Below are 25,513 nucleotides of genomic sequence, written 5' to 3'. Positions count from 1 at the left end.
GCGGAGAACCGATGCTTTATCGCCGTTTCGAAAAACTGATCGACATTTTCCGCGACGCCCCGACGGCGGCTCCACCGAGTCGGGTTCTCTCCTTCTATACCTACTACCTCAAGCAGGTCTGGCCAATCTTCGCCGTTTTGTTGGTCGTCGGCCTGTTCGGCGCGCTGATCGAAGTGGCGCTGTTCAGCTACCTGAGTCGCATCATCGACCTGACCCAGAGCACATCCAACGTCGACTTCTTCAAGGTCCACGGCGTGGAATTGGCCTGGATGGCAGCGGTGGCGCTGATTCTGCGCCCCTTGTTCCTCGCCCTGCATGACATGCTGGTGCACCAGACCTTGAGTCCGGGCATGACCAGCCTGATCCGCTGGCAGAACCACAGTTACGTGCTCAAACAGAGCCTGAATTTCTTCCAGAACGACTTCGCCGGGCGCATCGCCCAACGCATCATGCAAACCGGCAACTCCCTGCGCGACTCTGCCGTGCAAGCGGTGGATGCGCTGTGGCACGTGCTGATCTATGCGATCAGCTCGCTGGTGCTGTTCGCCGAAGCCGACTGGCGACTGATGATCCCGCTGCTGATCTGGATCGCCGCCTACATCGGCGCGCTCTACTACTTCGTGCCGCGGGTGAAAGAGCGTTCGGTGGTGTCCTCCGATGCGCGCTCCAAACTCATGGGGCGGATCGTCGACGGCTACACCAACATCACTACCCTCAAGCTGTTCGCCCACACCAACTTCGAACAGCAGTACGCCCGCGAAGCCATTGCGGAACAGACCGAAAAAGCCCAACTGGCCGGCCGTGTGGTCACCAGCATGGACGTGGTCATCACCAGCATGAACGGCCTCTTGATCGTCGGCACCACCGGGCTGGCCCTGTGGCTGTGGACGCAGTCACTGATCAGCGTGGGCGCGATTGCCTTGGCCACCGGGCTGGTGATCCGCATCGTCAACATGTCCGGCTGGATCATGTGGGTGGTCAACGGCATTTTCGAAAACATCGGCATGGTCCAGGACGGTTTGCAGACCATCGCCCAACCGGTCAGCGTCACCGACCGCGAACAGGCAAAACCCTTGGCGGTGGCCCGTGGCGAGGTGCGTTTCGAACACGTCGATTTCCACTACGGCAAGAAGAGCGGGATCATCGGCGGCCTCAACCTGACCATTAAGCCCGGCGAAAAAATCGGCCTGATCGGCCCCTCCGGCGCCGGCAAATCGACGTTGGTCAACCTGCTGCTGCGCCTGTATGACGTGCAGGGCGGGCGGATCCTCATCGACGGCCAGAACATCGCCGAAGTCGGGCAGGAAAGCCTGCGCGAACGCATCGGCATGATCACCCAGGACACCTCACTGCTGCACCGCTCGATCCGCGACAATCTGCTGTATGGCAAACCCGACGCCACCGACGCCGAACTCTGGGAAGCGGTGCGCAAGGCCCGTGCCGACGAGTTCATCCCGCTGCTGTCGGACTCCGAAGGCCGCACCGGATTCGATGCCCATGTCGGTGAGCGCGGGGTGAAACTCTCCGGTGGCCAGCGTCAGCGGATTGCCATCGCCCGGGTGCTGCTCAAGGACGCGCCGATCCTGATCATGGACGAAGCGACCTCGGCACTGGACTCGGAAGTCGAAGCAGCAATCCAGGAAAGCCTCGAAACCCTGATGCAGGGCAAAACCGTGATCGCCATCGCTCACCGTCTCTCGACCATTGCCCGGATGGACCGGTTGGTGGTGCTGGAAAACGGCAAGATCGCCGAAACCGGCAGCCACGCCGAACTGCTGGCCCATGGCGGTTTGTATGCACGGTTATGGCAACACCAGACCGGCGGGTTTGTCGGGATCGATTGAGCCGCGATCTTGGCGCCATCAGCCACACAGAAGAACACCAGAAACCGCCAGAGCCCGCTAACCACGGGCTCTGGCGGTTTTTTATAGTCACTGGAATTCCGTAAAAATCCTGCTGTACTCAGCCAAGGTACTGGAGGTTCCGTAGTCCATCTGCTGGATGCACAACGACAGTGTTATCTCGATAGGGAAACTCGCTATGTCTTTGTTCAAACGTTCGGCTACAGAATTGGTAGGTACGTTCTGGCTGGTATTGGGAGGGTGCGGCAGTGCGGTCCTGGCGGCAGCGTTTCCAAACGTGGGGATCGGTTTACTGGGGGTGTCCCTGGCATTCGGTTTGACGGTACTGACGATGGCCTTCGCCATCGGCCACATCTCGGGTTGTCATCTCAACCCTGCGGTTTCAGTCGGACTGGTCGTCGGCGGACGCTTCCCTGCCAAAGAACTGCCCGCCTACATCATCGCCCAGGTGATTGGCGGGATCATCGCAGCGGCCTTGCTGTACTTCATCGCCAGTGGCAAACCCGGCTTCGAACTGGCCAGCGGCCTGGCGTCCAATGGCTATGGCGAACACTCGCCAGGCGGCTACTCGATGGCGGCGGGGTTTGTCAGTGAACTGGTGATGACCGCCATGTTCATCCTGATCATTCTCGGCGCCACCGATAAACGCGCCCCGGCCGGGCTGGCGCCCATCGCCATCGGCCTGGCGCTGACCCTGATCCATCTGATCTCGATTCCGGTCACCAACACCTCGGTCAACCCGGCCCGCAGTACCGGACCGGCGCTTATTGTCGGGGGCTGGGCGATTCAACAGCTATGGCTATTCTGGCTGGCGCCGATTCTGGGGGCGGTCATCGGTGGTGTGATGTACCGCTGGCTGGGCAAAGAAGACAGTTAATCTGCGCGACTGAGCCTGCAATCAACGGCGAAGATCAACCTTGTCGGTAAGGCAAGGCGGTCTTCGCCTCTTCTGCATACCCCAGCACCCCGACGCGTTCGCGCTCGAGGAAGTCTTTCACCGCCGACTTCAAGCCCGGATGGCGCAGGTAATGCCAGGAATGGGTGATCACCGGTTCAAAGCCACGAATCAGTTTGTGTTCGCCCTGGGCGCCGGCGTCGAAACGCTGAAAGCCGTTGGCAATGGCGTAATCCATACCCTGATAGAAACAGGTCTCGAAGTGCAGGCGATCGAACTCCGCCAGGCAACCCCAGTAACGGCCATAAAAGCTGTCGCCGCCGACCAGGCTGAAGGCCATGGCCACCGGCCGTGAACCTTGTTTGGCCAGCACCACGCGAATCGACTCCGGCATGCGCTCGGCCAGCAGACTGAAAAATTCCCGCGTCAGGTAAGGCGTCTGCCGACGCACCGCGTAGGTATTGGCGTAGCAGGCGTACACAAAGTCCCACTGCGCCTGGGTCAGCTGCCGGCCTTCCAGCCATTCGAAGTCGATGCCCTGCCCCGCCACTTGCTCACGCTCCTTGCGCATTTGCTTGCGCTTACGCGAACTGAGGGCGTCGAGAAAGTCCTGAAAATCCCGGTAATCACGATTCTGCCAGTGGTACTGACAGCCAATGCGCTGCAACCAGCCTGGCTGTTCGGCCAATGCAGCGTCGGTGAACGGATCGGTGAAATTGATGTGGGCACTGGAAAGTTTTTCTATCTCCAGATAACCCGGCAGGCTCTGCAAGAGTTCGAAACCGTCCTCGATCGTCGCCGCCAGCAATCGCGGCCCGCTGACCGGACTGAACGGCACCGCCGTCAACAGTTTGGGGTAGTAGTCGATGCCCGCACGCTCACAGGCATCGGCCCAGGCATGGTCGAACACGTATTCGCCGTAGGAGTGCCATTTACGGTAACTGGGCAGCGCGGCGATCAGGCGCTCGCCTTCGACATGCAGCAGATGCTCGGGCTGCCAGCCGGAATGCGGGCCCAGGCTGCCGCTGTCTTCCAGTGAACCGAGGAACGCGTGGCGCAGAAACGGCTGATTCTCCGGCACCAGGGCATCCCAGGTACGGGCTGCGATTTGCGACAGTGTATGCAGACGTTGCAGCGGCATTTTCCTCTCCACATCTTGGCGTGACAGCTCCGCGAGTATCGCCGATCGCAGGGCGATCCACACGCGTCAATCCGATACAAGGCTCTGAATCGGGCATTTCGGAAACGTTTGTATCGTCATCGACCTGCCATCACTTCGCCACTGACCTGTCATAAACCATCGCGATACTGGCGCCTGTTTTTAGAGCGCCGGGTTCTACCCGGCCACTGTTTTCCGACCTTCAACTGTCGGTTGTGTCCAGGATGGTTCAGCCATCCCTCTCATCTTCGGAGATTGCTATGCGTCTTGCTTCCACGAAAACTGCGGCGGCCTTGTGTGGTGGCCTGCTGCTGGCCATGAGTGTTCCAGCCAGTGCCGCAGTCGACGCCAAACTGCTCGACATGCTCAAGGCTAACGGTTCTATTTCCCAGGCGCAGTACGTTGAACTGCAAGCCGAACTGGCCAAGGATCAGAAGGCTCAGCAAATCGCGCAGCAGGCGCAGCAAGAGACCAACGAACAAATAGCGGTCGCCGCGAAGAAAGCCAACGAGCTGAGTGCCTTCGACCAGAAGCTGGCCTGGGCCGCCAAGACCCAGTTCAAGGGCGACGTTCGCGTACGCCAGGAAACGGTCAAGATCGACGGCGAACCCAACAACGGTGGCCGTGACAAGGATCGTCAACGCATCCGCGCCCGTCTGGGTGCCTACAGCGAAATCAACCCGCAAGTGGACACCGGCATCCGCATTGCCACCGGCGGCGGTGACGATGCTCGCTCGACCAACCAGGACATGGACAACTACTTCGACAAGAAGCAGATCTGGCTGGATCTGGGCTACATCGACTACCACCCGGACGCCATCAAAAACCTGCATGTGATCGGCGGCAAGATGCTGCAACCGTGGGTCAGCATGGGTGATGTGATCTGGGACAGTGATATCAACCCGGAAGGTCTGGCAGTGACCTACAAATACCCGCTGGGCAGCAGTGCCGAACTGTTCGGTAGCCTGGGCAACTACAACCTCAAGGACAACGTCGACGGCGAAGGCGTGCAATTTCGTCACGACCTGCGTCTGACCGCCGGCCAGTTGGGCAGCCGTTTCGCCATCACCGACAACCTGAAACTGACCGTCGGCGGCAGCGTCTATGCCTACCAGAACGACGAAGACAGCCGTTGCACCGGCACATCCACACCTTGCGCCCTGGCCGTCAACGGCAACTCGGCCAACAACGAGTTCCGCCTGTACGAAGGCTTCAGCCAGATCGATATCGGCGGCCTGCCGATGCCGCTGTCGTTCTACGGCCAATACGTGAAGAACAACGATGCCGTGACCGATCAGGACACTGCCTGGCTGGTCGGTGCCAAGTCGAAAGTCTTCGGTTTCAACCTCGACTACAACTACCGCGACGTGCAGCGTAACGCCGTGGTCGGCGCCTTCACCGACTCGGACTTCGCCAACGGCACCACCGGTTCTCGCGGTCACAAGTTCAAAGTCGGTTACGACATCGACAAGAACTTCGCCCTCGGTGCCACTTACTTCCTGACTAAAGCCGACTTCTCCAGCCGTACCCAGCGTGATGCCAACACCAACACGCTGCAACTGGACGCGGAAGCGAAGTTCTAAGCTGCGAAGCCACACACTTCAAACGATGCGGTTTACATACGGTCGTGTCGTTTGAAGAGGTTCAACAGTCTGGCGCGGGGCAACGACCCCCATCATCCGTTCGTTTCACCCGCGCCGGCCTGTGCTTTCCTTCAGGAACGATCTTTACGCCGCTGCGCCGCCAGCCGCTCGGCCAGCGCCTCCACATCCTCGACCGGCTTCTGCGGCATCACCCGCAAGGTCGCCTGCATCAACCGCATCTGCCGAATGAATCGCCGACAATTGGGGCAAAACATCAAGTGATGCCGCATCATCAGACGCTCGCGAAAACTCAACTGGCCATCGAGATAATCACTGGAGCGCGCCACTTGTTCCTTACAGGTCAGCATTCGCCGGTTTCCTCAAAATGTTCTACGGTCGCAAAGACCTTCAACCGTGCCCGATGCAGCAGCACACGAACATTGGAGAGCGAGATTTCCAGAAGATTACAGATCTCCTCCAACTCCAGCCCCTGTCGCTCGCGCAACAGTAAAACACTGCTTTGCAGTTCCGACAGGCTGAGCAGCGTGTGCTCCAGGCATTCGCGCAGTTCGTTTTCAGTCAACAGCGCCTCTGGCGTGTCCTGATGCCAGGCAAACGGCGCCACCAGCCAATGACCATCGCTCGATGAAAAACGATCATCATCGATCGTGCCATGGGGCGACGGCAGGTCATCGAGCAACACTTCCCGGCGGTTTTGCTTGTAGCGGCTCTTGGCCGAGTTGGCGGTGATAGTCAGCAGCCAGGTCTTGAGGCTCGAACGTCCCTCGAATCCGCTCAGGTTACGCACAACCGATAGCCAGGCATCCTGAACGATTTCGTCGGCATGCCGGTTGCCCACAATAGCGTAGGCCACCGCACGCATGGCGCTCTGATAAGTGCTGACCAACTCTTTGAAAGCCTTTTGTTCACCTGCCAGCAAGCGCTCAAGCAGTTGCGCGTCGTCAGCCGCCATTAACAACCCCCTTGTTCTGACCTCGAAAATGAAAACAGCAGGACTTCGCCTGTAGGCATCGTCCTGCTGGAATTTCCGAAAATTACAGCCTTCCGACTATTTCGAATGTAGGAAAAGTCATCACAAGCCAGAGGAAAGAACAACAACCCCTTCGATCAACGTTTGCGCAATATCACGCTGCCAATCGAATAACCGGCGCCGAACGAACTGAGCACAGCCAGCGAACCGCTGACCAGATCGTCCTGATTCTTGTGGAACGAAATCACCGAACCGGCGGAGCTGGTGTTGGCGTAGGTGTCGAGAATCACCGGGGCTTCTGCTTCAGTGGCTTCGCGGCCCAGCAGCTTCTTGACGATCAGGTGGTTCATGCTGAGGTTGGCCTGGTGCAGCCAGAAACGCTTCACGTCACTGACGTTGAGCTGGTTTTCTTCCAGGTGCGTGGCGATCAGCTCGGCAACCATCGGGCAGACATCGCGGAACACCTTGCGGCCTTCCTGGACGAACAGCTTGTCGGGGGCACCGATGCCCTCTTCCGCGGCGCGGTTGAGGAAGCCGAAGTTGTTGCGGATGTTGTTGGAGAACTTGGTCAGCAGTTTGGTGCTGACCACGTCGAACTGGTACTTGGAGGTCGCCAGATCGGCGCGCTCGATGATCACCGCGGTGGCGGCGTCGCCGAAGATGAAGTGGCTGTCGCGGTCACGGAAATTCAGGTGACCGGTGCAGACTTCCGGGTTAACCATCAGGATCGCCCGGGCCTGGCCCAGTTGCACACTGTTGGCGGCGGCCTGGATACCGAAGGTAGCCGAGGAGCACGCCACGTTCATGTCGTAACCGAAACCCTGGATACCCAGCGCTTCCTGAACTTCGATGGCGATGGCCGGGTAGGCGCGTTGCAGGTTGGAGCAGGCGACGATCACACCGTCGATGTCAGCGGCGGTCTTGCCGGCACGCTGCAAGGCTTGCTCGGCCGCGCCAATGGCCATCTGGCACAGCACCGACCACTCGTCGTTGGAGCGCTCGGGCAAGCGTGGCGTCATGCGTTGCGGGTCGAGGATACCCTCTTTGTCCATGACAAAGCGGCTTTTGATGCCGGAGGCTTTTTCGATAAACGCTGCGCTGGATTCGGTCAATGCCTGGATTTCGCCGCGCTCAATGGCCTCGGCGTTGTCGGCGTTGAACTGCGCGACGTAAGCGTTGAAAGACTGCACCAGCTCTTCGTTGGAGATGCTGTTGGCCGGGGTGTACAAGCCGGTGCCGCTGATGACGACGTTATGCATGGTCGTTTCTCTAATCCGTTCAGGCAGAAAGCGCTGGCACCGACGTACCAACACACAAAGGGTCTATTCCAGGTTCCGGACGCAAACCTGGCATCGCTTTATTCCGATCCGCCTGGGCCCGTGGAGGCTGAAAACCGCGGGGCCGGCGTTTATAGGCGCGAAGTTTGCCATAAACGCTGGCTTTTGGCGCCTTTTGCTGAGTCGAACTCATACCCGCTCCCACAGGGTTCAGGGCTCGACTTGTGTCCATTGCTTGCTCAAGCGCTTGTCGGAGATCGGCACCTTGGTTCCCAATTGCTGTGCGAACAGCGAAACCCGGTATTCCTCCAGCCACCAGCGATAAAGCTCCAGCTGCGGATCGCGCTTGCCTTCCTGGGCGTGTTTGTTGGCGCGGGTCTGGTATTGGGTCCAAAGGCCAGACAATTCTCCGCTCCAGACCCGGTCCTTCTGCACCTGAGCACCGAGTTTCTCGAAACGCTGCTCGACTGCTTTCAGGTAACGCGGCAGTTCCTTGAGCCACGGCATCGGCGTTTCCCGCACGAACCCCGGGTACACCAGATGGCTGAGCTGCTGCTTGATGTCGTTCAAGGCCACGGCTTGCGCCAGGTCGATCTTGCCCTTGAAGCGTTTTTGCAGGCCGTGCCAGTGCTTGAGAATCTCCAGGGTCAGCCTGGCCAGACGCTCGGCGTGCTCGGTCCAGGCACCGCGTTTACGTTCGGCCAGGGACGCCAGTGCGGCACCATCGCGTGGCAACGGGTCTTCGCCGTCGAGGATGCAACTGTCCAGACTGGCCAGCAGAATGTCTTCCACCAGGCTGTCGATGCGCCCCAGCTCGCGGTACATCAGGCCCAACTCGGTCAGCCCCGGCAACTTGCCGCGCAAGAACTTCGCCGGCTCCGCCAGTTGTTGCATCAGCAAGCGCTGCAAGGCCCGGCGATGCTGGAACTCGGCTTCGGCCGGGGTCGAGAAACGTCCTTCCTTGACCGTCCCGGCCTCTTCCACCAGCGCCGGATACACCGTCATCGACAGCCCGGCGATCTTCTGTTGGGTTTTCTCGGCGACGGCGGCAAAGACTTTCGCCTCCACCGGTTGCTGGCTTTTCGCGGTTTGCGGCACGGCCAAGGCGGCCTGGCTGGCCTCGGCAAAGCGTGCGGTCAACTCTGCCAAATCACGCCCTTCGCCAAGGAACTTGCCCTGGCCGTCGACGATTTCCAGATTCATCCGCAAATGGCTTTCGACCTGCTGCGACGCTTCGGCCCAGGCCTCATCGCTGACCCGTGCGCCGGTCATGCGCAATAACTCGCGGCCCAGCGCCAGAGGCAATGAGCCCTCGCCGAAAGTCATGCGCTGCATCGCGGCTTTGACGAAATCCGGCACCGGCACGAAATTCTTGCGCAGGGCCTTGGGCAGGTTGCGCACCAGCGCAATGCACTTGGCCTCGATCACGCCTGGCACTAGCCATTCCAGGCGTTCCGGCGGCAGCATCGGCAACAGCGGTGCTGGCACGCGCAAGGTCACGCCGTCACGCGGATGGTTGGGCTCGAAGTGATAACTCAGCGCCAGTTCCAGGTCGCCGATGTGCAGGGTGTCGGGGTAATGCGCGGCGGTGACTTCACTGGCTTCGCGGGCCAGCACGTCTTCTTCGCGCATGATCAGCAGCTGCGGGTCTTTCTGGCTGTTGATCCGGTACCAACTGTCGAAGGTCGCGGTCTGGTGGATCTCCGCCGGCAAGCGCGCATCGTAGAAGGCGAACAGGGTTTCTTCGTCGGCCAGAATGTCTCGGCGACGCGCCTTGGCTTCCAGTTCGTCGAGCTGTTCCAGCAGTTGCTTGTTGGCCGTCAGGCACTTGGCTTTGGATTGAATCTCGCCACGCACCAAGGCTTCGCGAATAAACAATTCGCGGGACACCACCGGGTCGACCGGCCCGTAATGCACCGGCCGGCGTCCGACTACGATCAGCCCGAACAGGGTGATTTGCTCGAAGGCCACGACCTGCCCACGCCTCTTCTCCCAATGAGGTTCGAAGTGGTTTTTCTTGATCAGGTGCCCGGCCAGCGGCTCGATCCAGTCGGCGTCGATCTTGGCGACCATCCGCGCGTACAGCTTGGTGGTTTCCACCAGTTCGGCGGTCATCAGCCATTGCGGGCGTTTCTTGCCCAGGCCCGACGACGGGTGAATCCAGAAGCGTCGCTGACGGGCGCCGAGGTAATCGCCGTCTTCGGTTTTCTGGCCGATCTGGCTGAGCAACCCCGACAGCACGGCTTTGTGCAGCTTCGGGTAATCCGCCGGCTCTTTGTTGAGGCTCAGCTGCATGTCGCGGCAGATCAGGCTCAACTGGCGATGGGAATCGCGCCACTCGCGCAGGCGCAGGTAATTGAGGAAGTTCTTGCGGCACCAGTTACGCAGCGGACTGGCCGTCAGTGCCTGGCGCTGTTCTTCAAAACCCCGCCACAGATTGACCAGCCCGGCGAAGTCCGAGTCCACGTCTTTCCACTGGGCGTGGGCCTGATCGGCGGCTTGCTGACGCTCCGGCGGACGCTCGCGCGGGTCCTGGATCGACATGGCGCTGGCGACAATCAGCACTTCCTGCAAGCTGCCGAGTTTGGCCGCTTCCAGCAGCATTCGGCCCATGCGCGGGTCCACCGGCAGCCGCGCCAGTTGCCGGCCGAGCGGGGTCAGCTGGCTGTTGCGGTCCACCGCCGAGAGTTCTTGCAGCAGGTTGAAACCGTCGCTGATGGCCTTGCCATCCGGCGGTTCGATAAACGGGAAATCAGTGATCTCGCCGAGGCGCAGATGGAGCATCTGCAAAATCACCGCCGCGAGGTTGGTCCGCAGGATTTCCGGGTCGGTGAATTCCGGCCGGCCGATGAAATCTTCTTCGCTGTACAAGCGCACGCAAATACCCGGCTCGACCCGCCCGCAGCGACCTTTACGCTGGTTGGCACTGGCCTGGGAAATCGCTTCGATCGGCAAACGCTGGACCTTGGCGCGATAGCTGTAGCGACTGATGCGCGCGGTGCCGCTGTCGATCACGTAACGAATGCCCGGCACCGTCAACGAGGTTTCCGCAACGTTGGTCGCCAGAACCACTCGACGCCCCGGATGCGACTGGAAAATCCGCTGCTGTTCGGCCGGCGACAACCGCGCATACAACGGCAGAATCTCGGTGTGTTTGAGCTGTGCCTTGCGCAGCATGTCCGCCGCGTCGCGAATCTCGCGCTCGCCGGGCAGGAACACCAGCACGTCGCCGGGGCTCTTGCGCTCACTGCGTTCGAACGCGGCGATTTCGTCGAGGGTGGCGAGGATCGCCTGATCCACGGTCAGGTCATCCTCGACACGGTTGCCCTCCTCGTCCTGCTCCAGGGTCAGCGGGCGATACCAGGTTTCCACCGGGAAGGTGCGACCGGAGACCTCGACAATCGGCGCGTCATCGAAGTGTTTGGAGAAACGCTCCAGGTCGATGGTGGCCGAGGTGATGATGACCTTAAGGTCCGGACGACGGGGCAGCAGGGTTTTCAGGTAACCGAGCAGGAAGTCGATGTTCAGGCTGCGTTCGTGGGCTTCGTCGACGATGATCGTGTCGTAGCGTTCGAGGTAGCGGTCGTTCTGGGTTTCCGCCAGCAGGATGCCGTCGGTCATCAGTTTGATCAGGGTGTTGGCATCGCTCTGGTCCTCGAACCGCACCTGATAGCCCACCAGCGCACCCAACGGTGTCGCCAACTCTTCAGCGACCCGGCTCGCCACGCTGCGGGCGGCGATTCGACGCGGCTGGGTATGGCCGATCAGGCCGTGCTGGCCGCGGCCGATTTCCAGGCAGATCTTCGGCAACTGGGTGGTTTTACCCGAACCGGTTTCGCCGGCAATGATCAGCACCTGATGTTTGAGCAATGCCGCTTTGATTTCGTCGCGCTTGGCGGCGATCGGCAGGCTGTCGTCGTAGCGAATCACCGGCAGGCTGGCGCGCCGCGCCAACACCTGATCACAGGACGCCTGTGTGCGCGTCACCCACTGGGCCAGCTTGGCCTCGTCAGGTTTCTTGCGCAGCTCAAGCAACTGCCGCCGCAGCCGGTGGCGGTCGGCGAGCATGGCGTGATCGAGGTTTTTCAGCAGTTTGTCGATGGAAGGCGATTCGTCAGTCATCAGGTACGCAAAAGTCGTCTAGTGGCGCAGGAGGCGGATTGTCGCAGATTTGGGCTGCTGAGTGACGCGCTTTTGTGGCGAGGGAGCTTGCTCCCGTTCGGCTGCGAAGCAGTCGTAAACCTGTCATCGCGGCTGTCTGAATCTGCGCGATGAATGGTTTTGGGGTCGCTTCGCAACCCAGCGGGAGCAAGCTCCCTCGCCACAGTGTGTTCGCTCAGACGAGCTATTCGTTATCCAGCCCCTTGCGCCGATACGGAAACACATCAATCACCTTCCCCGCCCGAATCGCTTCCTGCAGCCCCTTCCAGTAATCGGCGTTGTACAGCTCGCCGTGCAACTGATCGAACAACTTTCGCTGCCCGGAATCGGCAAACAGGAACGGTGGAAACTCCTCGGGGAACACGTCCAGTGGCCCGATCGAGTACCACGGTTCGGAGGCCATTTCGTCTTCCGGCGTGCGCGGTTGCGGGATGTGGCGGAAGTTGGCTTCGGTCAGGAAGCAAATTTCGTCGTAGTCATAGAACACCACGCGACCATGACGGGTGACGCCAAAGTTTTTCAACAGCATGTCGCCGGGGAAAATGTTCGCCGCCGCCAGTTGCTTGATCGCCAGGCCATAATCTTCCAGCGCCTCGCGCACCTGCGCTTCGTTGGCGTGTTCCAGATAAAGGTTCAACGGCGTCATCCGGCGTTCGGTCCAGCAGTGACGAATCAGCACCGTATCGCCTTCCACCGACACCGTGGACGGCGCCACTTCAAGCAGTTCTTCCAGGCATGCCGGCTCAAACTTGCTCAGGGGGAAACGGAAGTCGGCGAACTCCTGGGTGTCGGCCATGCGCCCGACCCGGTCGACGCTTTTTACCAGGCGATACTTTTCGATCACCGTGGCGCGGTCGACGTTTTTCGACGGCGAGAAGCGGTCCTTGATGATTTTGAATACGGTGTTGAAGCCCGGCAGCGTAAACACGCTCATGACCATCCCGCGCACGCCGGGGGCCATGATGAACTGGTCGTCGGTGTTGGCCAGGTGATTGATCAGCGCCCGGTAGAACTCGGACTTGCCATGCTTGTAGAAGCCGATCGAGGTGTACAGCTCGGCGATGTGTTTGCCTGGCAGGATGCGTTTGAGAAAGCCGATGAACTCCGCCGGTACCGGCACATCGACCATGAAGTACGAACGGGTGAAGGAGAAGATGATCGACACCTCCGCCTCGTCGGTGATCAGTGCATCGATCTGGATGCCCCGCCCTTCGCGGTGCAGCAGCGGAATCACCAGTGGCCATTGATCGTCCTGGGTGAAGATGCGCCCCACCAGATAGGCACCTTTGTTGCGGTAAAGCACCGAGGAAAACAGCTCGACACTCAGTTCCGGGTCCTTGCAGACCCAGTCCGGCAGGTTCTCGCGCAATTGCGCTTCGAGGCGGCGCAGGTCGCCGGGCAAATCGGCGTAATCCTCGCTGAAGCGATAGTCGGTAAAAATACTCGCGAGCATGCCGGACAACTGGCCATGGGGCTTGTAGGTGCGGGTTTGCGCCGCCCGGGCGCGGCGCAAGCTTGGCCGTGTAGTGTGGATGAACATGCAGCCGTCGCTGATCAGGTCGTGGCTGAACAGCCCGCAGAAAATCGAGTTGTACCAGGTCTCGGACAGTTCATCGTCGAAGCGCAGGTCGATCAGGCTGATATAGGCGCTTTTGACCAACGGCCAGCTGCTGACGTCCATCAGCACATCGGCGGCGAACGACTGATGCAGGCGCCCGACCGTTTCGCCGACTTTCTCTTCGTAGAGGTTGATCCGCGCCGCCGACGCGACTTGTGTCGCCTGCCACTGGGCTTGCTCGAAGCGGCCTCGGGCACCGTCGGTGATCTGACGGAAATGCTCGCGGTAATCGTCAAAGCCATCGAGGATCATTCGGGCGATGTCGGCGGCTGGCCATTGCTGCGGCATGGTGAAACCTCTGCGGCTGTTCTTATCGTTGGAGCTTGAGCTTAGTGGCCCCGTGTGACGCAACGCAACCATTGCCTTGTACCCCGACTGGCGCGACACTTGCGCGCCAATCAAGGAAGGAAAGTGCTGTGAACCCCGTCGATATCCTGCGTTTGTTGTCACTTGCCGCCATTTGGGGGGCGAGCTTTCTGTTCATGCGCATTATCGCCCCAGTGATTGGCACAATCCCCACTGCCTTTTTCCGTGTATCGATTGCCGCTGTCGGGCTGCTGGTGATCGTCGGGCTGCTGCGTATCAGCTGGGATTTCAAAGGCAAACTCAAGACGGTGATGCTGCTCGGAGTGATCAACTCCGGGGTTCCGGCGACGCTCTATTCCGTGGCCGCGCAAGTGCTGCCGGCCGGCTATTCGGCGATTTTCAACGCCACCACACCGTTGATGGGCGTGTTGATCGGCGGGTTGTTCTTCAGTGAAAAACTCACCGGAGCGAAGGTCTGCGGGGTGTTTCTCGGACTGTTTGGCGTCGGCATCCTCACCCGTGCAGGTCCGGTGGCGTTCGATATGCAACTGCTGATGGGCGCACTGGCGTGCCTGATGGCTACCACCTGTTATGGCTTTGCCGGCTTCCTCGCCCGCCGCTGGCTCGACCAGGCCGGCGGCCTCGACAGTCGCCTGTCGGCCCTGGGCAGCATGCTCGGCGCCACCTTGTTTTTGCTGCCGCTGTTCGGCTACAGCGTGATCAGCCAGCCACCGGCGAGCTGGGGCGGCTGGAGTGTCTGGTTGTCGTTGCTGGGATTGGGCTTGGGCTGCACCGCGTTTGCCTACATCGTTTACTTCCGTTTGCTCAGCTCGATCGGCCCGGTGAACTCGATGACCGTGACCTTCATGATTCCACCGTTCGGGGTGTTGTGGGGCGCGCTGTTGCTGGATGAGCCGCTGTCGATGGCGCACCTCTATGGCGGAGTGTTGATTGCGGCGGCGTTGTGGCTGGTGTTGAAGCCGGCAGTGGTGAAGCCGGTTGAGGTGGTTGCCCGATAAAACGCCTTCGCAGGCAAGTCGGATCACTTACAAGGCCTGGAGCTCATGAGCAAGCGCGCATAAAAAAACCGCTCCCAAGGAGCGGTTTTTTCATTCCATGGTCGGCCTCAACCGAACAACCAATACCCCAACAACGTCAACACCACCACCGCCAGCACCGGTCGCAGCACGCGATAGGCCTTGGGGTTGCGGCGCTTCCACTGCTTGACCATACCGCTGAATTTGTCGCTGAAAGTCTTGCTCCAGGCATAAGCCTGGTTGATCCCGCCAACGCGCTCATCGTCAAGGTTCTGCGGCGCAGTAGCACGCCCCAGCCAGCCGCTGATCCAGCGGTTGATGCGGGTCATCAGGCGGTTGCTCAAGGGACGTTCGATGTCGCAGAACAGGATGACGCGGGTTTGCTCGGTTTCGTTCTTGACCCAGTGCACGTAGGTTTCATCGAACATCACGTCTTCGCCATCACGCCAGGCGTAGACCTGACCGTCGACGAAGATGCGGCAATCATCGGAGTTCGGCGTCGACAACCCCAGGTGATAACGCAGGGAACCGGCGAACGGGTCACGGTGCGGGTTGAGGTGGCTACCGCCCGGCAACAGGGCAAACATCGCGCCTTTCACATTGGGGATGCGGCTGACCAGCTCGACGGTTTTCGGGCAGAGCAATTCAGCCGATGGCAGCGGTTTGTCGTACCACTTGAGGTAGAAACGCTTCCAGCCCTTCTTGAAGAACGAACCGAAACCGGCGTCGTTGTTCTTTTCGGCGGCGCGAATGTAACCCTCGTCGAACAGGTGCATGGCTTCGTCGCGGATAACTTCCCAGTTGTCCCTGAGCACGTCGAGCTCCGGGAACTTGCTGCGGTCCAGATAGGGCTTGGACGGCACACCGGAGAACAGGTACATCAAGGCGTTATAGGGCGCGAACAGGGCCGAGTGATTGACGAACTGACGCAGGACCGGCAAACGCGCCTTGCCACGCAAATGCACATAGAGCGTGCTGCCGAGGAACAGCAGCAACACCGACGCCTTCGCGACAAAGGAAAAGCTCATCTACGACTCCTTGAGAATAGGAAACTCCGCACAACGCCTTTTACCCGACGTGGCAGTCGGCCATGATAAACACTACCGGCCTCGGGAAAAACCCGTATTACTCAACATTCAGTGTTAAGGATTGTGCAATAAAGCACTTCTTAACATAGGGTTCCTGAACGGGGGCTGACCTGAATCAACCCCCTGATCGGCTTCAAAACAGCCATAAAATCTTATTGCTGATTTTCCTGTTCGGTAAACAAGTCACTGAACAGCATGCTCGACAGGTAGCGTTCGCCAGAGTCGGGCAGGATCACCACGATGGTTTTGCCCTGCATTTCCGGGGTTTCGGCCAGGCGTACAGCCACCGCCATGGCGGCGCCGCAAGAGATGCCACTCAAAATCCCTTCTTCTTGCATCAGGCGCAGGGCCATCGCCTTGGATTCGTCGTCGCTGACCAATTCCACTCGGTCGACCATCGACAGGTCCAGGTTCTTGGGCACAAAACCAGCGCCGATGCCCTGGATCTTGTGGGGGCTCGGTTTGATCTCTTCCCCGGCGATCGCCTGGGTGATCACCGGGGACACCATTGGCTCCACCGCCACCGAGAGAATCGGTTTGCCCTGGGTATTCTTGATATACCGCGAAACCCCGGTAATGGTTCCACCCGTTCCGACGCCCGCTACCAGCACGTCGACCGCACCGTCGGTGTCGTTCCAGATTTCCGGGCCGGTGGTTTTTTCGTGGATGGCCGGGTTGGCCGGGTTTTCGAACTGCCCCGGCATGAAGTAGGTGGACGGATCACTGGCGAGGATTTCGGCAGCTTTCTCGATCGCGCCTTTCATGCCCTTGGCCGGCTCCGTCAACACCAGTTCGGCGCCAAGGGCCTTGAGCACCTTGCGTCGTTCGATGCTCATGGACGCGGGCATGGTCAACATCAACCGATAACCACGGGCGGCGGCAACGAATGCCAGGCCGATACCGGTATTGCCCGAGGTCGGTTCGATGATGGTCATGCCGGGCTTGAGTTTACCGCTGCTTTCAGCATCCCAGATCATGTTCGCGCCGATTCGGCACTTGACCGAATATCCAGGGTTGCGCCCTTCGATCTTGGCCAGAATGGTGACACCGCGCGGGGCGATACGGTTGATCTGCACCAGCGGCGTATTGCCGATGGAATGGGCGTTGTCAGCATAGATACGGCTCATGGCTGGGTCCTTATACCGCGTTGAATTAGCCCTCCAAGGTATGCCTGTTGCTCGTGGTCGTCCAGTCAGTCGAACGTCCGGCTGCCATAGCAGTCAACCGCTTTACACCGCCAGAGATTTGCCGCCATGAAGCGTCGATACAGTTGGCCCCTGTTGACCCTCGCCGGCCTCCTCATGTTGCTGGTTGCCGTGCATATCGCCCTGCCCTACATCGTGCGTGACTACCTGAACGAGCGATTGGCCAACATGGGCGACTATCGCGGGCAGGTTACCGACGTGGACCTGGCCTTGTGGCGTGGCGCCTACAAAATCAACGGGCTGAAAATCGTCAAGGTCGAGGGCAAGGTCCCGGTGCCGTTCGTCAACGCGCCATTGATCGACCTCTCCGTCAGCTGGCACTCACTTTGGTACGACCACGCCGTGGTGGCCAAGGCACAGTTCGACAAACCCGAGGTGAACTTCGTCGATGGCGGCGCCAACAAGAAAAACTCCCAGACCGGTCAGGGCACCGACTGGCGGGCACAGTTGGAAAAATTGCTGCCGATTACCCTGAACGAAGTGCGGATCAACGATGGCCGGGTCACCTTTCACAACTTCAATTCAAAACCACCCGTGAACCTGAGCGCTACTCAGGTCAATGCCAACATTTACAACCTGACCAACGTAGTCGACACCAAAGGCAAACGCGATGCCCGTTTCGATGGCAAGGCGCTGTTACCGGGGAATGCACCGCTGGAAACAACGGCAACCTTCGATCCGCTGAGCAATTTCGAAGACTTCGAGTTCCGCCTGCGCGCCAGGGACCTTGAACTCAAACGCCTGAACGACTTCGCGTCGGCCTACGGCAAGTTCGACTTCAATGCCGGCCATGGCGACGTGGTCATCGAGGCCAAAGCCAATAAGGGTCAACTCACCGGCTATATCAAGCCACTGTTGCGGGACGTCGAAGTGTTCAACTGGCAACAGGATGTGGAGAACAAGGACAAAGGGATTTTCCGCTCCATCTGGGAAGCGCTCGTCGGCGGCACCGAGAACGTGCTGAAGAACCAGGCGAAAAACCAGTTCGCCACGCGCGTCGAGCTCAGGGGCAGCGTGCACCAGCGAGATATCAGCGCATTTGAAGCGTTTTTGCAGATTTTGCGTAATGGCTTCATTGAGGCGTTCAATGCCCAGTACGAACGACCCAAACCGGATGCGGGATGAGTCACGAAGTGACGCCCCATTCAGAGACTGAATAACCCGTCTGCGTTCACAGTCGACCGGGCTGCGCGTTATAGTCGGACACTACAACTATTGCGCCCCGCCCTGTTCCGTTCAGGTCGGCGTTACCGTTTGAGGATTAGCAGATGAAGTTCGAAGGCACCCAGGCCTACGTCGCCACCGATGACCTGAAGCTGGCGGTCAACGCCGCTATCACCCTGGAGCGGCCACTGCTGGTCAAGGGTGAGCCAGGCACCGGCAAGACCATGCTCGCCGAGCAACTGGCCGAGTCCTTCGGCGCCAAGTTGATTACCTGGCACATCAAGTCCACCACCAAGGCGCATCAAGGCCTGTACGAGTACGACGCGGTCAGCCGTCTGCGGGATTCGCAACTGGGCGTGGACAAGGTCCACGACGTTCGCAACTACCTGAAAAAGGGCAAGCTCTGGGAGGCGTTCGAGTCCGAAGAGCGGGTGATTCTGCTGATCGACGAAATCGACAAGGCCGACATCGAGTTCCCCAACGACTTGCTGCAAGAACTCGACAGGATGGAGTTCTACGTTTACGAGATCGACGAGACCATCAAGGCCAAGAAACGTCCGATCATCATCATTACCTCCAACAATGAAAAAGAACTGCCGGACGCCTTCCTGCGCCGCTGCTTCTTCCATTACATCGCGTTCCCCGATCGCGTGACGCTGCAGAAGATCGTCGACGTGCACTACCCGGACATCAAGAAAGACCTGGTCAGCGAAGCGCTGGACGTGTTCTTCGACGTGCGCAAGGTGCCGGGCCTGAAGAAGAAGCCCTCGACCTCCGAACTGGTGGACTGGCTGAAACTGCTGATGGCCGACAACATCGGCGAAGCGGTGCTGCGCGAACGCGATCCGACCAAGGCCATTCCGCCGCTGGCAGGCGCTCTGGTGAAGAACGAACAGGACGTGCAATTGCTTGAACGTCTGGCGTTCATGAGCCGTCGCGGCACTCGCTAAGTACCAATAAGGGCGATCGCCATGCTGCTCAATCTGTTCAACGAAATGCGCGCAGCCAAGGTGCCGGTCTCGGTGCGTGAGCTGCTGGACCTGATCAACGCGCTGAAACAGCGCGTGACCTTCGCCGACATGGACGAGTTTTATTACTTGTCGCGGGCGATCCTGGTGAAGGACGAACGGCATTTCGACAAGTTCGACCGAGCGTTCGGTGCCTACTTCAACGGTCTGGAAAAGCTCGACGATCACCTTCAGGCGTTGATCCCCGAAGACTGGCTGCGCAAGGAATTCGAACGCTCCCTGACCGACGAAGAGCGGGCCGCGATCCAGTCCCTCGGCGGCCTGGACAAGCTGATCGAAGAGTTCAAGAAACGCCTGGAAGAACAGAAAGAACGCCATGCCGGCGGCAACAAATGGATCGGCACCGGCGGCACCAGCCCGTTCGGTTCCGGCGGTTTCAACCCGGAAGGCATTCGGGTCGGCGATGCCGGTAAGCGTCAGGGCAAAGCGGTGAAAGTCTGGGATCAGCGCGAGTACAAGAACCTCGACGATTCGGTGGAACTGGGCACGCGCAACATCAAGGTCGCCCTGCGTCGCTTGCGTAAATTCGCCCGTCAGGGCGCGGCGGAAGAACTGGACATCGACGGCACCATCGACCACACCGCGCGCGATGCCGGGTTGTTGAACATCCAGATGCGTCCGGAGCGGCGCAACACCGTCAAGTTGCTGCTGCTGTTCGACATCGGCGGCTCGATGGATGCCCACGTGAAGATCTGCGAAGAGCTGTTCTCGGCCTGCAAGACCGAGTTCAAGCATCTGGAGTACTTCTACTTCCACAACTTCATTTATGAATCGGTGTGGAAGAACAACATGCGCCGCACCTCCGAGCGCACCGCCACCCAGGACTTGCTGCACAAGTACGGCGCCGACTACAAAGTGATCTTCATCGGCGACGCCGCCATGGCGCCCTATGAAATCACCCAGGCCGGCGGCAGCGTCGAGCACTGGAACGAAGAAGCCGGTTACGTGTGGATGCAGCGCTTCAAGGAAAAGTACAAGAAGCTCATCTGGATCAACCCGTACCCGAAAGACACCTGGGGCTACACCTCGTCGACCAACATCGTGCGGGATTTGATCGATGATCAAATGTATCCGCTGACGTTGCGGGGGTTGGAGGAAGGGATGCGGTTTCTTTCCAAATAAAGATTGTTGTTGTCTGTGATGCCGCCTTCGCGGGCAAGCCTCGCTCCTACAGGTTTCGGTGTTCGTGCGTCATGCATTGAACCTGTAGGAGCGAGGCTTGCCCGCGAAGCTTTTAACGGTTAACAAACCGGCGCAAATACTCGACTTGTTCGCGATGCGCGACGTCCTGCACCACCGGTTTCAACCGCACCTTCGCCCCCGGCAGACACTGCGCCAGACGCGCCAATGCCAACGGCGTCAACGCCCCCAACCGCGGATAACCGCCAATGGTCTGCCGGTCATTGAGCAGCACAATCGGCTGCCCATCCGGCGGCACCTGGACCGCCCCCAGCGGGATGCCTTCGGAAATCATCGGCTTGCCCTGATACTGCAAAGCCGTTCCCAACAGACGAATGCCCATGCGATCGGCGCGACTGTCGAGGGTCCAGGCGCTGTTGAATGCGTCAAACAGACTCTGCCCGCTGAATTCACCGATTTGCGCACCAAGCACCAGGTCCAGCGGCGTATCGAGGTTGAAATCCGGAACGTGCTCGCGAGGCAGTTCCCGTACCAGCAGCGGCGCCTCGGTGGAGTACTTCAACGACGATCCCTTGGCCAACGCCCGGCCCATGCCGTCGAGGCCGCCGAGTTCCTCACGCACCACAGTCGCAGTGCTGCCCAGCACCTTCGGCGCATCAAACCCGCCTGGTGCCGCGAGGTACGCCCGAGCGCCAAGCAACGGTTGCGTGAATTGCAATCGTTGACCTTTGCCCAGTTTGAAACTGCGCCACGGCGCCAAGGGCTGGCCATCAATCTGCGCCCCAAGATCGGCACCAGCCAATGCCAGCAAGCAATCGTCCTCGGCCACCACACTGAACCCGCCGAGGGTAATTTCGATCACCGACGCATCCAGCCCGTTGCCCAACAGCCAATTGGCCCACGACATCGATCGCCAATCCAGTCCGCCGCCCTGGGTCACGCCCAGATGCCGCACACCAAATCGCCCGGCGTCCTGCAACAGGCAAAGCGGTGTACTTGCTTCAATCGTCAGTCGGCTCATGCCAAGGTCTCCAACGGCGTGTCGTCACCGCCCAGGTTGATGAACTCGGCATGACTGACCGCCTCGAAGCGCACCGTATCGCCCGGTTGCATCAAGCTGTAGCCGTCGCGTTCACGGTCGAACAATTTGGCCGGTGTGCGACCGATCAGGTTCCAGCCGCCGGGGGACACTACCGGATAAGCCGCCGTCTGGCGTTCGGCGATGCCGACACTGCCGGCGGCGACTTTTTTGCGCGGGGTACTCAGACGCGGTGCGGCCAACACTTCTTCCACCAACCCCATGAACGCGAACCCCGGCGCGAAGCCCAACGCGAACACCTGATACTCGTGTTCGCTGTGACGGCGGATCACTTCATTCACCGCCAAGCCGCTACGCTGGGACAACAGGTTCAACTCCGGCCCAACGCTCAAGTCATACCAGACCGGCAGCACATGGCATTTACCCTTGGCCCGAGCGTTGGGCGTCAGATCGATCAGGGCTTGAGCGATCAACTCCCGGGCCTGGGCCGGGTTCAATGCCATCAGATCGTAATGCACCATCAACGTTGTGTAGGACGGCACCAGATCGATCAAATGGCTGGCGAATGCTTCTCGCAAACGCTCACTGGCGGCCAGCATCCACGGCATGTTGGCCTCGGCAATTTCATCGAACAGGCGCACCATCAGGCAATCGAGCGCCACCACTTCCACCCGTGGTTTCATGATGCGCTCTGCTGATTCAAGGCCTCGCGAATGCGCCGCACGGCGGCCACCGAACTGGCGTTGTCACCGTGTACGCACAAGGTATTGGCCTGCAAGTGCAAGGCGCTGCCATCGTTGGCCGTGAGGTTGTCACCGCGGGCAATGATCAGCGCCTGTTCGATGATTTTCTCGGGATCGTGATGCACGGCCCCCGGCAGTTGCCGCGAGACCAGCATTCCGGCGCTGTCGTAAGCGCGATCGGCGAAGGCTTCAAACCACAGGGTCACACCGTATTCGTCACCCAACTGCTGGGCCGCGCTGTTGTCGCGGGTGGCCATCAGCATCAGCGGCAGCGTCCGGTCATAGGCCGCCACGGCCTGGATCACCGCGCGCAATTGCGCCGGGTTGGCCATCATGTCGTTGTACATCGCGCCGTGAGGTTTGACGTAACTCACCCGCCCGCCCTGAGCCCGGCAAATGCCGTCGAGGGCACCGATCTGGTAGTGCAACAGGTCCTGCAGTTCCTGGGCGGTATACGCCATGGAGCGGCGGCCGAAACCGACCAGATCCTGATAGGCCGGATGCGCGCCGATCTGCACGCCGTTGCTCAGGGCCAGGCTGACGGTCTTGCGCATGATGCTCGGGTCGCCGGCATGGAAACCGCAGGCGATGTTGGCGCAGTCGATGAAGGGCATGACCTCGGCGTCCAGACCCATGGTCCAGTTGCCGAAACTCTCGCCGATGTCGCAGTTCAATAGCAGGCGGTTCACGGTGAACACTCCTGTAGGCTTTTGTCTTTTTAGCTGAAGGGCATCTGCCCCTCAGATTATCAGTTACCGGACATTCGGTTATTCGGCGTCGAGTTGTTTGCCACGGGTTTCCGGCAAGCTGAGCGCCGCCAGGATCACCACCCCGTAGGACACCGCCGCGAAAGCCCCGATTCCCACGCTCAATGGCACCTTCTGACTGAGCAAGCCGATCAGCAGCGGAAACAACGCCGCCAGTGCCCGACCGATGTTGTAGCAAAAACCCTGGCCCGAGCCGCGAATCCGCGTTGGAAACAACTCGGTCAGAAACGACCCCATGCCACTGAAAATCCCCGAAGCGAAGAAGCCCAAGGGGAAGCCCAGCCAGAGCATCACGCCGTTGCTGACCGGCAATTGGGTGTACAGCAGAACAATAGTGAACGAGCCGACGGCAAACAGAATGAAGTTCTTTTTACGACCAAGGATGTCAGTCAGATACGCGCTGATTACATAACCGACGTAAGACCCGATGATCACCATCGCCAGATAACCGCCCGTGCCGAGTACGCTCAAGCCCCGCTCGTTCTTCAGAAACGTCGGCAGCCAGGAGGTGATCGCGTAGTAACCGCCGAGGGCGCCGGTGGTCAATATCGAAGCGCGAATCGTGGTGAAGAGGATGCCAGGGGCGAAAATCTCGTAGAACTTCGCCGGGTTGCTTGGCTCTTGCCTGGCCTTGGCTTCGCGGTAGATTTCTGGGTCCTTGACCAGGCGACGGACGAAGATCACGAAAATCGCCGGCACGATGCCGAGGATGAACAGTGCCCGCCAGGCGTCTTCGGGCGGCAACAGCGAGAACAGCAGCGCATACAGAATCGCTGTCAGCCCCCACCCCAACGCCCAACCCGACTGCACCATGCCGACGGCTTTGCCACGGTCCTTGGCGCGGATCACTTCGCCCATCAGCACCGCGCCGGCGGTCCATTCACCACCGAAACCGAAGCCCATCAACGTGCGGCTAATCAACAGTTGCTCGTAGTTCTGGGCGAAGCCGCAGAGGAAAGTGAAGAACGCAAACCACAGCACCGTCAGTTGCAAGGTACGCACCCGACCGATGCGGTCGGAGAGAATCCCCGCCACCCAACCACCGATGGCCGAGGCGATCAGGGTGCTGGTGTGGATCAGCCCGGCCTGGCCGGTGGTGATGCCCCACATGGCAATCAGGGTCGGTACCACGAAGCTGAGCATCTGGGTGTCCATGCCATCCAGGCCATAGCCGATCTTGCAGCTCCAGAACGTGCGACGCTCCTGCTTGTTGATGTTGCGGTACCAGTCAAAAGGTCCCGGGCGAGCCGTGGTTTTGGGGATGTCGAGGGTGTCGGGCGCACTCATGGCAAAATCTCCGTGCATATTTTATTGGTATTGTTCTGAGCCCCGACGACGCCTATCGTGGGAACCGGATGGCCTGATTTTTGGGCGGTTGGCCCTGCTGCGTCCAACTAATAAAAACCCGCCCTAGACATAAGAAAAACTTTATCCACGAGCTGACCCCATGAACCTGAAGTTTCTCGAGACGTTTGTCTGGGTTGCCCGACTCAAGAGTTTTCGCCTGACGGCAGACAAGCTCTTCACCACCCAGGCGTCGATTTCCAGCCGCATCGCCGTGCTCGAAAGCGAGCTTGGGGTGAAGCTGTTTCTGCGCGACTCCCGCGGCGTGAGCCTGACCCCCGAAGGCCTGAAAGTGCTCGAATATGCCGAGCAGATGATGGAGACGATGCAGTCGCTCAAGCAGTCGATCGAAACGCGTTCGAGCAAGGCCGGGCGGGTGCGGATCGGCGTCATGGACACGGTGATCCACACCTGGCTCAGCCCGTTGGTGGCACAGATGATGGATCACTATCCGCTGGTGGAAATCGAGCTGGTGGCCGATACCGCGCTCAACCTCTGCGATCAGCTGCAAAAAGGCTTTCTCGATCTGATCCTGCAAACCGACCTGCTGCGCCAGGAAAGCGTGCGCAGCCTGGAGCTGGCCAGTCATCCGATGGGCTGGATCGTGGCCAGCAATTCCATCTACAACCGTGAGTATTCAGGTGTCGCCGACCTGGCACGGGAGCGGATCATCACCTATTCGAAAAACTCCCGTCCGCACCAGGACATCTTGAGCCTGATGCAGGCCAACGGGGTCATGGCGCCACGGCTGAACTGCGTGAACTCGGTGTCGGCGATTACCCGATTGCTGCGGGACGGTTTCGGTATAGGCGCACTGTCGCCCGTGCTGGTGGCCGAGGAATTGGCCCGGGGAGAGTTGACCTTGCTGGCCATCGATCAGCGACCAGCGAATTTGCCGGTGGTGGTGTCGTGGCGGGTGGGTGTGGAGTGGGTCGAAGAAATCGTGGCGCTGTGTCAGCAAGTCGTGGAGTGTTATGCGCAGAAAGTGGGCGAGCACTACATCGTCTTGAGCAAACCGCAGGCCAGAGCCTGAAAGGCATTTTCCGAAGTGTAAATATGAACCACTATCATTTGCATTAATTTTTCAAAACGGTATTCTTTGCGCG

Annotated in this window: 20 protein-coding genes; 8 read left to right on the top strand and 12 right to left on the bottom strand. The window is 59.8% G+C overall.

Annotated elements, in window-relative coordinates; genetic code table 11:
• The first annotated feature begins 11 nt into the window (after nt 1-11).
• Together ACEN8R_RS02795 and aqpZ are read left to right on the top strand one after the other, a co-directional pair.
• The gene (locus tag ACEN8R_RS02795) at nt 12-1,844 is read left to right on the top strand and encodes an ABC transporter ATP-binding protein (RefSeq protein WP_018926733.1); all 1,833 of its coding nucleotides are present in this window, start codon (nt 12-14) and stop codon (nt 1,842-1,844) included.
• A 196-nt stretch (nt 1,845-2,040) separates the two neighbouring features.
• Complete coding sequence (gene aqpZ, locus ACEN8R_RS02790; protein ID WP_018926734.1) at nt 2,041-2,739, top strand: aquaporin Z; 699 nt, start codon at nt 2,041-2,043, stop codon at nt 2,737-2,739.
• 34 nt (nt 2,740-2,773) lie between these two features.
• On the opposite strand, the gene ACEN8R_RS02785 is transcribed toward aqpZ, so the two are convergent.
• On the bottom strand, nt 2,774-3,898 hold the full coding sequence (locus ACEN8R_RS02785) for a GNAT family N-acetyltransferase (RefSeq protein ID WP_018926735.1): 1,125 nt from the start codon (nt 3,896-3,898) through the stop codon (nt 2,774-2,776).
• 278 nt (nt 3,899-4,176) lie between these two features.
• Here ACEN8R_RS02785 and ACEN8R_RS02780 point away from each other — a divergent pair, with 278 nt between their 5' ends.
• A complete protein-coding gene (locus ACEN8R_RS02780) occupies nt 4,177-5,499 on the top strand; it encodes a putative porin (protein ID WP_018926736.1) in 1,323 nt (440 codons plus the stop codon).
• A 131-nt stretch (nt 5,500-5,630) separates the two neighbouring features.
• On the opposite strand, the gene ACEN8R_RS02775 is transcribed toward ACEN8R_RS02780, so the two are convergent.
• The 5 genes from ACEN8R_RS02775 to aceK form a co-directional block, all read right to left on the bottom strand.
• The gene (locus ACEN8R_RS02775; RefSeq protein ID WP_007934080.1) at nt 5,631-5,867 is read right to left on the bottom strand and encodes an anti-sigma factor family protein; all 237 of its coding nucleotides are present in this window, start codon (nt 5,865-5,867) and stop codon (nt 5,631-5,633) included.
• Nucleotides 5,861-6,472, bottom strand: a complete 612-nt coding sequence (locus ACEN8R_RS02770) for an RNA polymerase sigma factor (protein ID WP_018926737.1) — start codon at nt 6,470-6,472, stop codon at nt 5,861-5,863. The genes ACEN8R_RS02775 and ACEN8R_RS02770 overlap by 7 nt, the downstream gene beginning before the upstream one ends.
• 155 nt (nt 6,473-6,627) lie before the next feature.
• On the bottom strand, nt 6,628-7,749 hold the full coding sequence (locus ACEN8R_RS02765) for a beta-ketoacyl-ACP synthase III (protein ID WP_018926738.1): 1,122 nt from the start codon (nt 7,747-7,749) through the stop codon (nt 6,628-6,630).
• Nucleotides 7,750-7,977: 228 nt separating this feature from the next.
• On the bottom strand, nt 7,978-11,889 hold the full coding sequence (hrpA, locus tag ACEN8R_RS02760) for an ATP-dependent RNA helicase HrpA (protein ID WP_018926739.1): 3,912 nt from the start codon (nt 11,887-11,889) through the stop codon (nt 7,978-7,980).
• A gap of 223 nt (nt 11,890-12,112) precedes the next feature.
• The gene (gene aceK / locus ACEN8R_RS02755) at nt 12,113-13,834 is read right to left on the bottom strand and encodes a bifunctional isocitrate dehydrogenase kinase/phosphatase (RefSeq protein WP_086944851.1); all 1,722 of its coding nucleotides are present in this window, start codon (nt 13,832-13,834) and stop codon (nt 12,113-12,115) included.
• Nucleotides 13,835-13,962: 128 nt separating this feature from the next.
• On the opposite strand from aceK, the gene ACEN8R_RS02750 reads away from it, so the two are divergent.
• On the top strand, nt 13,963-14,871 hold the full coding sequence (locus ACEN8R_RS02750; protein WP_495624565.1) for a DMT family transporter: 909 nt from the start codon (nt 13,963-13,965) through the stop codon (nt 14,869-14,871).
• Nucleotides 14,872-14,978: 107 nt separating this feature from the next.
• Here the strand turns inward: ACEN8R_RS02750 and ACEN8R_RS02745 are convergent, their stop codons facing one another.
• Together ACEN8R_RS02745 and cysK are read right to left on the bottom strand one after the other, a co-directional pair.
• The gene (locus tag ACEN8R_RS02745; protein WP_018926742.1) at nt 14,979-15,917 is read right to left on the bottom strand and encodes an aspartyl/asparaginyl beta-hydroxylase domain-containing protein; all 939 of its coding nucleotides are present in this window, start codon (nt 15,915-15,917) and stop codon (nt 14,979-14,981) included.
• 212 nt (nt 15,918-16,129) lie between these two features.
• Nucleotides 16,130-17,104 carry a cysteine synthase A gene (cysK, locus tag ACEN8R_RS02740; protein ID WP_018926743.1) on the bottom strand — a complete coding sequence of 325 codons (975 nt, stop codon included), beginning with the start codon at nt 17,102-17,104 and terminating at the stop codon, nt 16,130-16,132.
• A 126-nt stretch (nt 17,105-17,230) separates the two neighbouring features.
• Here cysK and ACEN8R_RS02735 point away from each other — a divergent pair, with 126 nt between their 5' ends.
• From ACEN8R_RS02735 to ACEN8R_RS02725, 3 genes are all read left to right on the top strand, one after another.
• Nucleotides 17,231-18,307: a DUF748 domain-containing protein gene (locus ACEN8R_RS02735; protein ID WP_018926744.1), complete on the top strand. Its 1,077-nt coding sequence runs from the start codon at nt 17,231-17,233 to the stop codon at nt 18,305-18,307.
• 143 nt (nt 18,308-18,450) lie between these two features.
• Entirely contained in the window at nt 18,451-19,296 is an 846-nt protein-coding gene (locus ACEN8R_RS02730) for an AAA family ATPase (protein WP_018926745.1), read from the top strand.
• A gap of 21 nt (nt 19,297-19,317) precedes the next feature.
• A complete protein-coding gene (locus ACEN8R_RS02725) occupies nt 19,318-20,496 on the top strand; it encodes a vWA domain-containing protein (RefSeq protein ID WP_007934103.1) in 1,179 nt (392 codons plus the stop codon).
• A 112-nt stretch (nt 20,497-20,608) separates the two neighbouring features.
• On the opposite strand, the gene ACEN8R_RS02720 is transcribed toward ACEN8R_RS02725, so the two are convergent.
• From ACEN8R_RS02720 to ACEN8R_RS02705, 4 genes are all read right to left on the bottom strand, one after another.
• Nucleotides 20,609-21,535: a 5-oxoprolinase subunit C family protein gene (locus ACEN8R_RS02720; RefSeq protein ID WP_018926746.1), complete on the bottom strand. Its 927-nt coding sequence runs from the start codon at nt 21,533-21,535 to the stop codon at nt 20,609-20,611.
• Complete coding sequence (pxpB, locus tag ACEN8R_RS02715) at nt 21,532-22,236, bottom strand: 5-oxoprolinase subunit PxpB (protein ID WP_018926747.1); 705 nt, start codon at nt 22,234-22,236, stop codon at nt 21,532-21,534. The genes ACEN8R_RS02720 and pxpB overlap by 4 nt, the downstream gene beginning before the upstream one ends.
• Nucleotides 22,233-22,985, bottom strand: a complete 753-nt coding sequence (locus ACEN8R_RS02710) for a 5-oxoprolinase subunit PxpA (RefSeq protein WP_018926748.1) — start codon at nt 22,983-22,985, stop codon at nt 22,233-22,235. The genes pxpB and ACEN8R_RS02710 overlap by 4 nt, the downstream gene beginning before the upstream one ends.
• A 78-nt stretch (nt 22,986-23,063) precedes the next feature.
• The gene (locus ACEN8R_RS02705; protein ID WP_018926749.1) at nt 23,064-24,350 is read right to left on the bottom strand and encodes an MFS transporter; all 1,287 of its coding nucleotides are present in this window, start codon (nt 24,348-24,350) and stop codon (nt 23,064-23,066) included.
• A 160-nt stretch (nt 24,351-24,510) separates the two neighbouring features.
• Here ACEN8R_RS02705 and ACEN8R_RS02700 point away from each other — a divergent pair, with 160 nt between their 5' ends.
• Nucleotides 24,511-25,440, top strand: a complete 930-nt coding sequence (locus ACEN8R_RS02700; RefSeq protein WP_018926750.1) for a LysR family transcriptional regulator — start codon at nt 24,511-24,513, stop codon at nt 25,438-25,440.
• Nucleotides 25,441-25,513 lie beyond the last annotated feature (73 nt).

The sequence above is a fragment of the Pseudomonas sp. Pseusp15 genome (assembly GCF_059492165.1).
The sequence above is the reverse complement of the archived record's forward strand: the minus strand, read 5'-3'. Positions and strand labels throughout refer to the sequence as shown.

Coding starts and splice junctions, on each gene's coding strand:
- ACEN8R_RS02795 (WP_018926733.1), top strand. CDS start 12: ATGCTTTATCGCCGTTTCGAAAAACTGATCGACATTTTCCGCGACGCC.
- aqpZ (WP_018926734.1), top strand. CDS start 2,041: ATGTCTTTGTTCAAACGTTCGGCTACAGAATTGGTAGGTACGTTCTGG.
- ACEN8R_RS02785 (WP_018926735.1), bottom strand. CDS start 3,898: ATGCCGCTGCAACGTCTGCATACACTGTCGCAAATCGCAGCCCGTACC.
- ACEN8R_RS02780 (WP_018926736.1), top strand. CDS start 4,177: ATGCGTCTTGCTTCCACGAAAACTGCGGCGGCCTTGTGTGGTGGCCTG.
- ACEN8R_RS02775 (WP_007934080.1), bottom strand. CDS start 5,867: ATGCTGACCTGTAAGGAACAAGTGGCGCGCTCCAGTGATTATCTCGAT.
- ACEN8R_RS02770 (WP_018926737.1), bottom strand. CDS start 6,472: ATGGCGGCTGACGACGCGCAACTGCTTGAGCGCTTGCTGGCAGGTGAA.
- ACEN8R_RS02765 (WP_018926738.1), bottom strand. CDS start 7,749: ATGCATAACGTCGTCATCAGCGGCACCGGCTTGTACACCCCGGCCAAC.
- hrpA (WP_018926739.1), bottom strand. CDS start 11,889: ATGACTGACGAATCGCCTTCCATCGACAAACTGCTGAAAAACCTCGAT.
- aceK (WP_086944851.1), bottom strand. CDS start 13,834: ATGCCGCAGCAATGGCCAGCCGCCGACATCGCCCGAATGATCCTCGAT.
- ACEN8R_RS02745 (WP_018926742.1), bottom strand. CDS start 15,917: ATGAGCTTTTCCTTTGTCGCGAAGGCGTCGGTGTTGCTGCTGTTCCTC.
- cysK (WP_018926743.1), bottom strand. CDS start 17,104: ATGAGCCGTATCTATGCTGACAACGCCCATTCCATCGGCAATACGCCG.
- ACEN8R_RS02735 (WP_018926744.1), top strand. CDS start 17,231: ATGAAGCGTCGATACAGTTGGCCCCTGTTGACCCTCGCCGGCCTCCTC.
- ACEN8R_RS02730 (WP_018926745.1), top strand. CDS start 18,451: ATGAAGTTCGAAGGCACCCAGGCCTACGTCGCCACCGATGACCTGAAG.
- ACEN8R_RS02725 (WP_007934103.1), top strand. CDS start 19,318: ATGCTGCTCAATCTGTTCAACGAAATGCGCGCAGCCAAGGTGCCGGTC.
- ACEN8R_RS02720 (WP_018926746.1), bottom strand. CDS start 21,535: ATGAGCCGACTGACGATTGAAGCAAGTACACCGCTTTGCCTGTTGCAG.
- pxpB (WP_018926747.1), bottom strand. CDS start 22,236: ATGAAACCACGGGTGGAAGTGGTGGCGCTCGATTGCCTGATGGTGCGC.
- ACEN8R_RS02705 (WP_018926749.1), bottom strand. CDS start 24,350: ATGAGTGCGCCCGACACCCTCGACATCCCCAAAACCACGGCTCGCCCG.
- ACEN8R_RS02700 (WP_018926750.1), top strand. CDS start 24,511: ATGAACCTGAAGTTTCTCGAGACGTTTGTCTGGGTTGCCCGACTCAAG.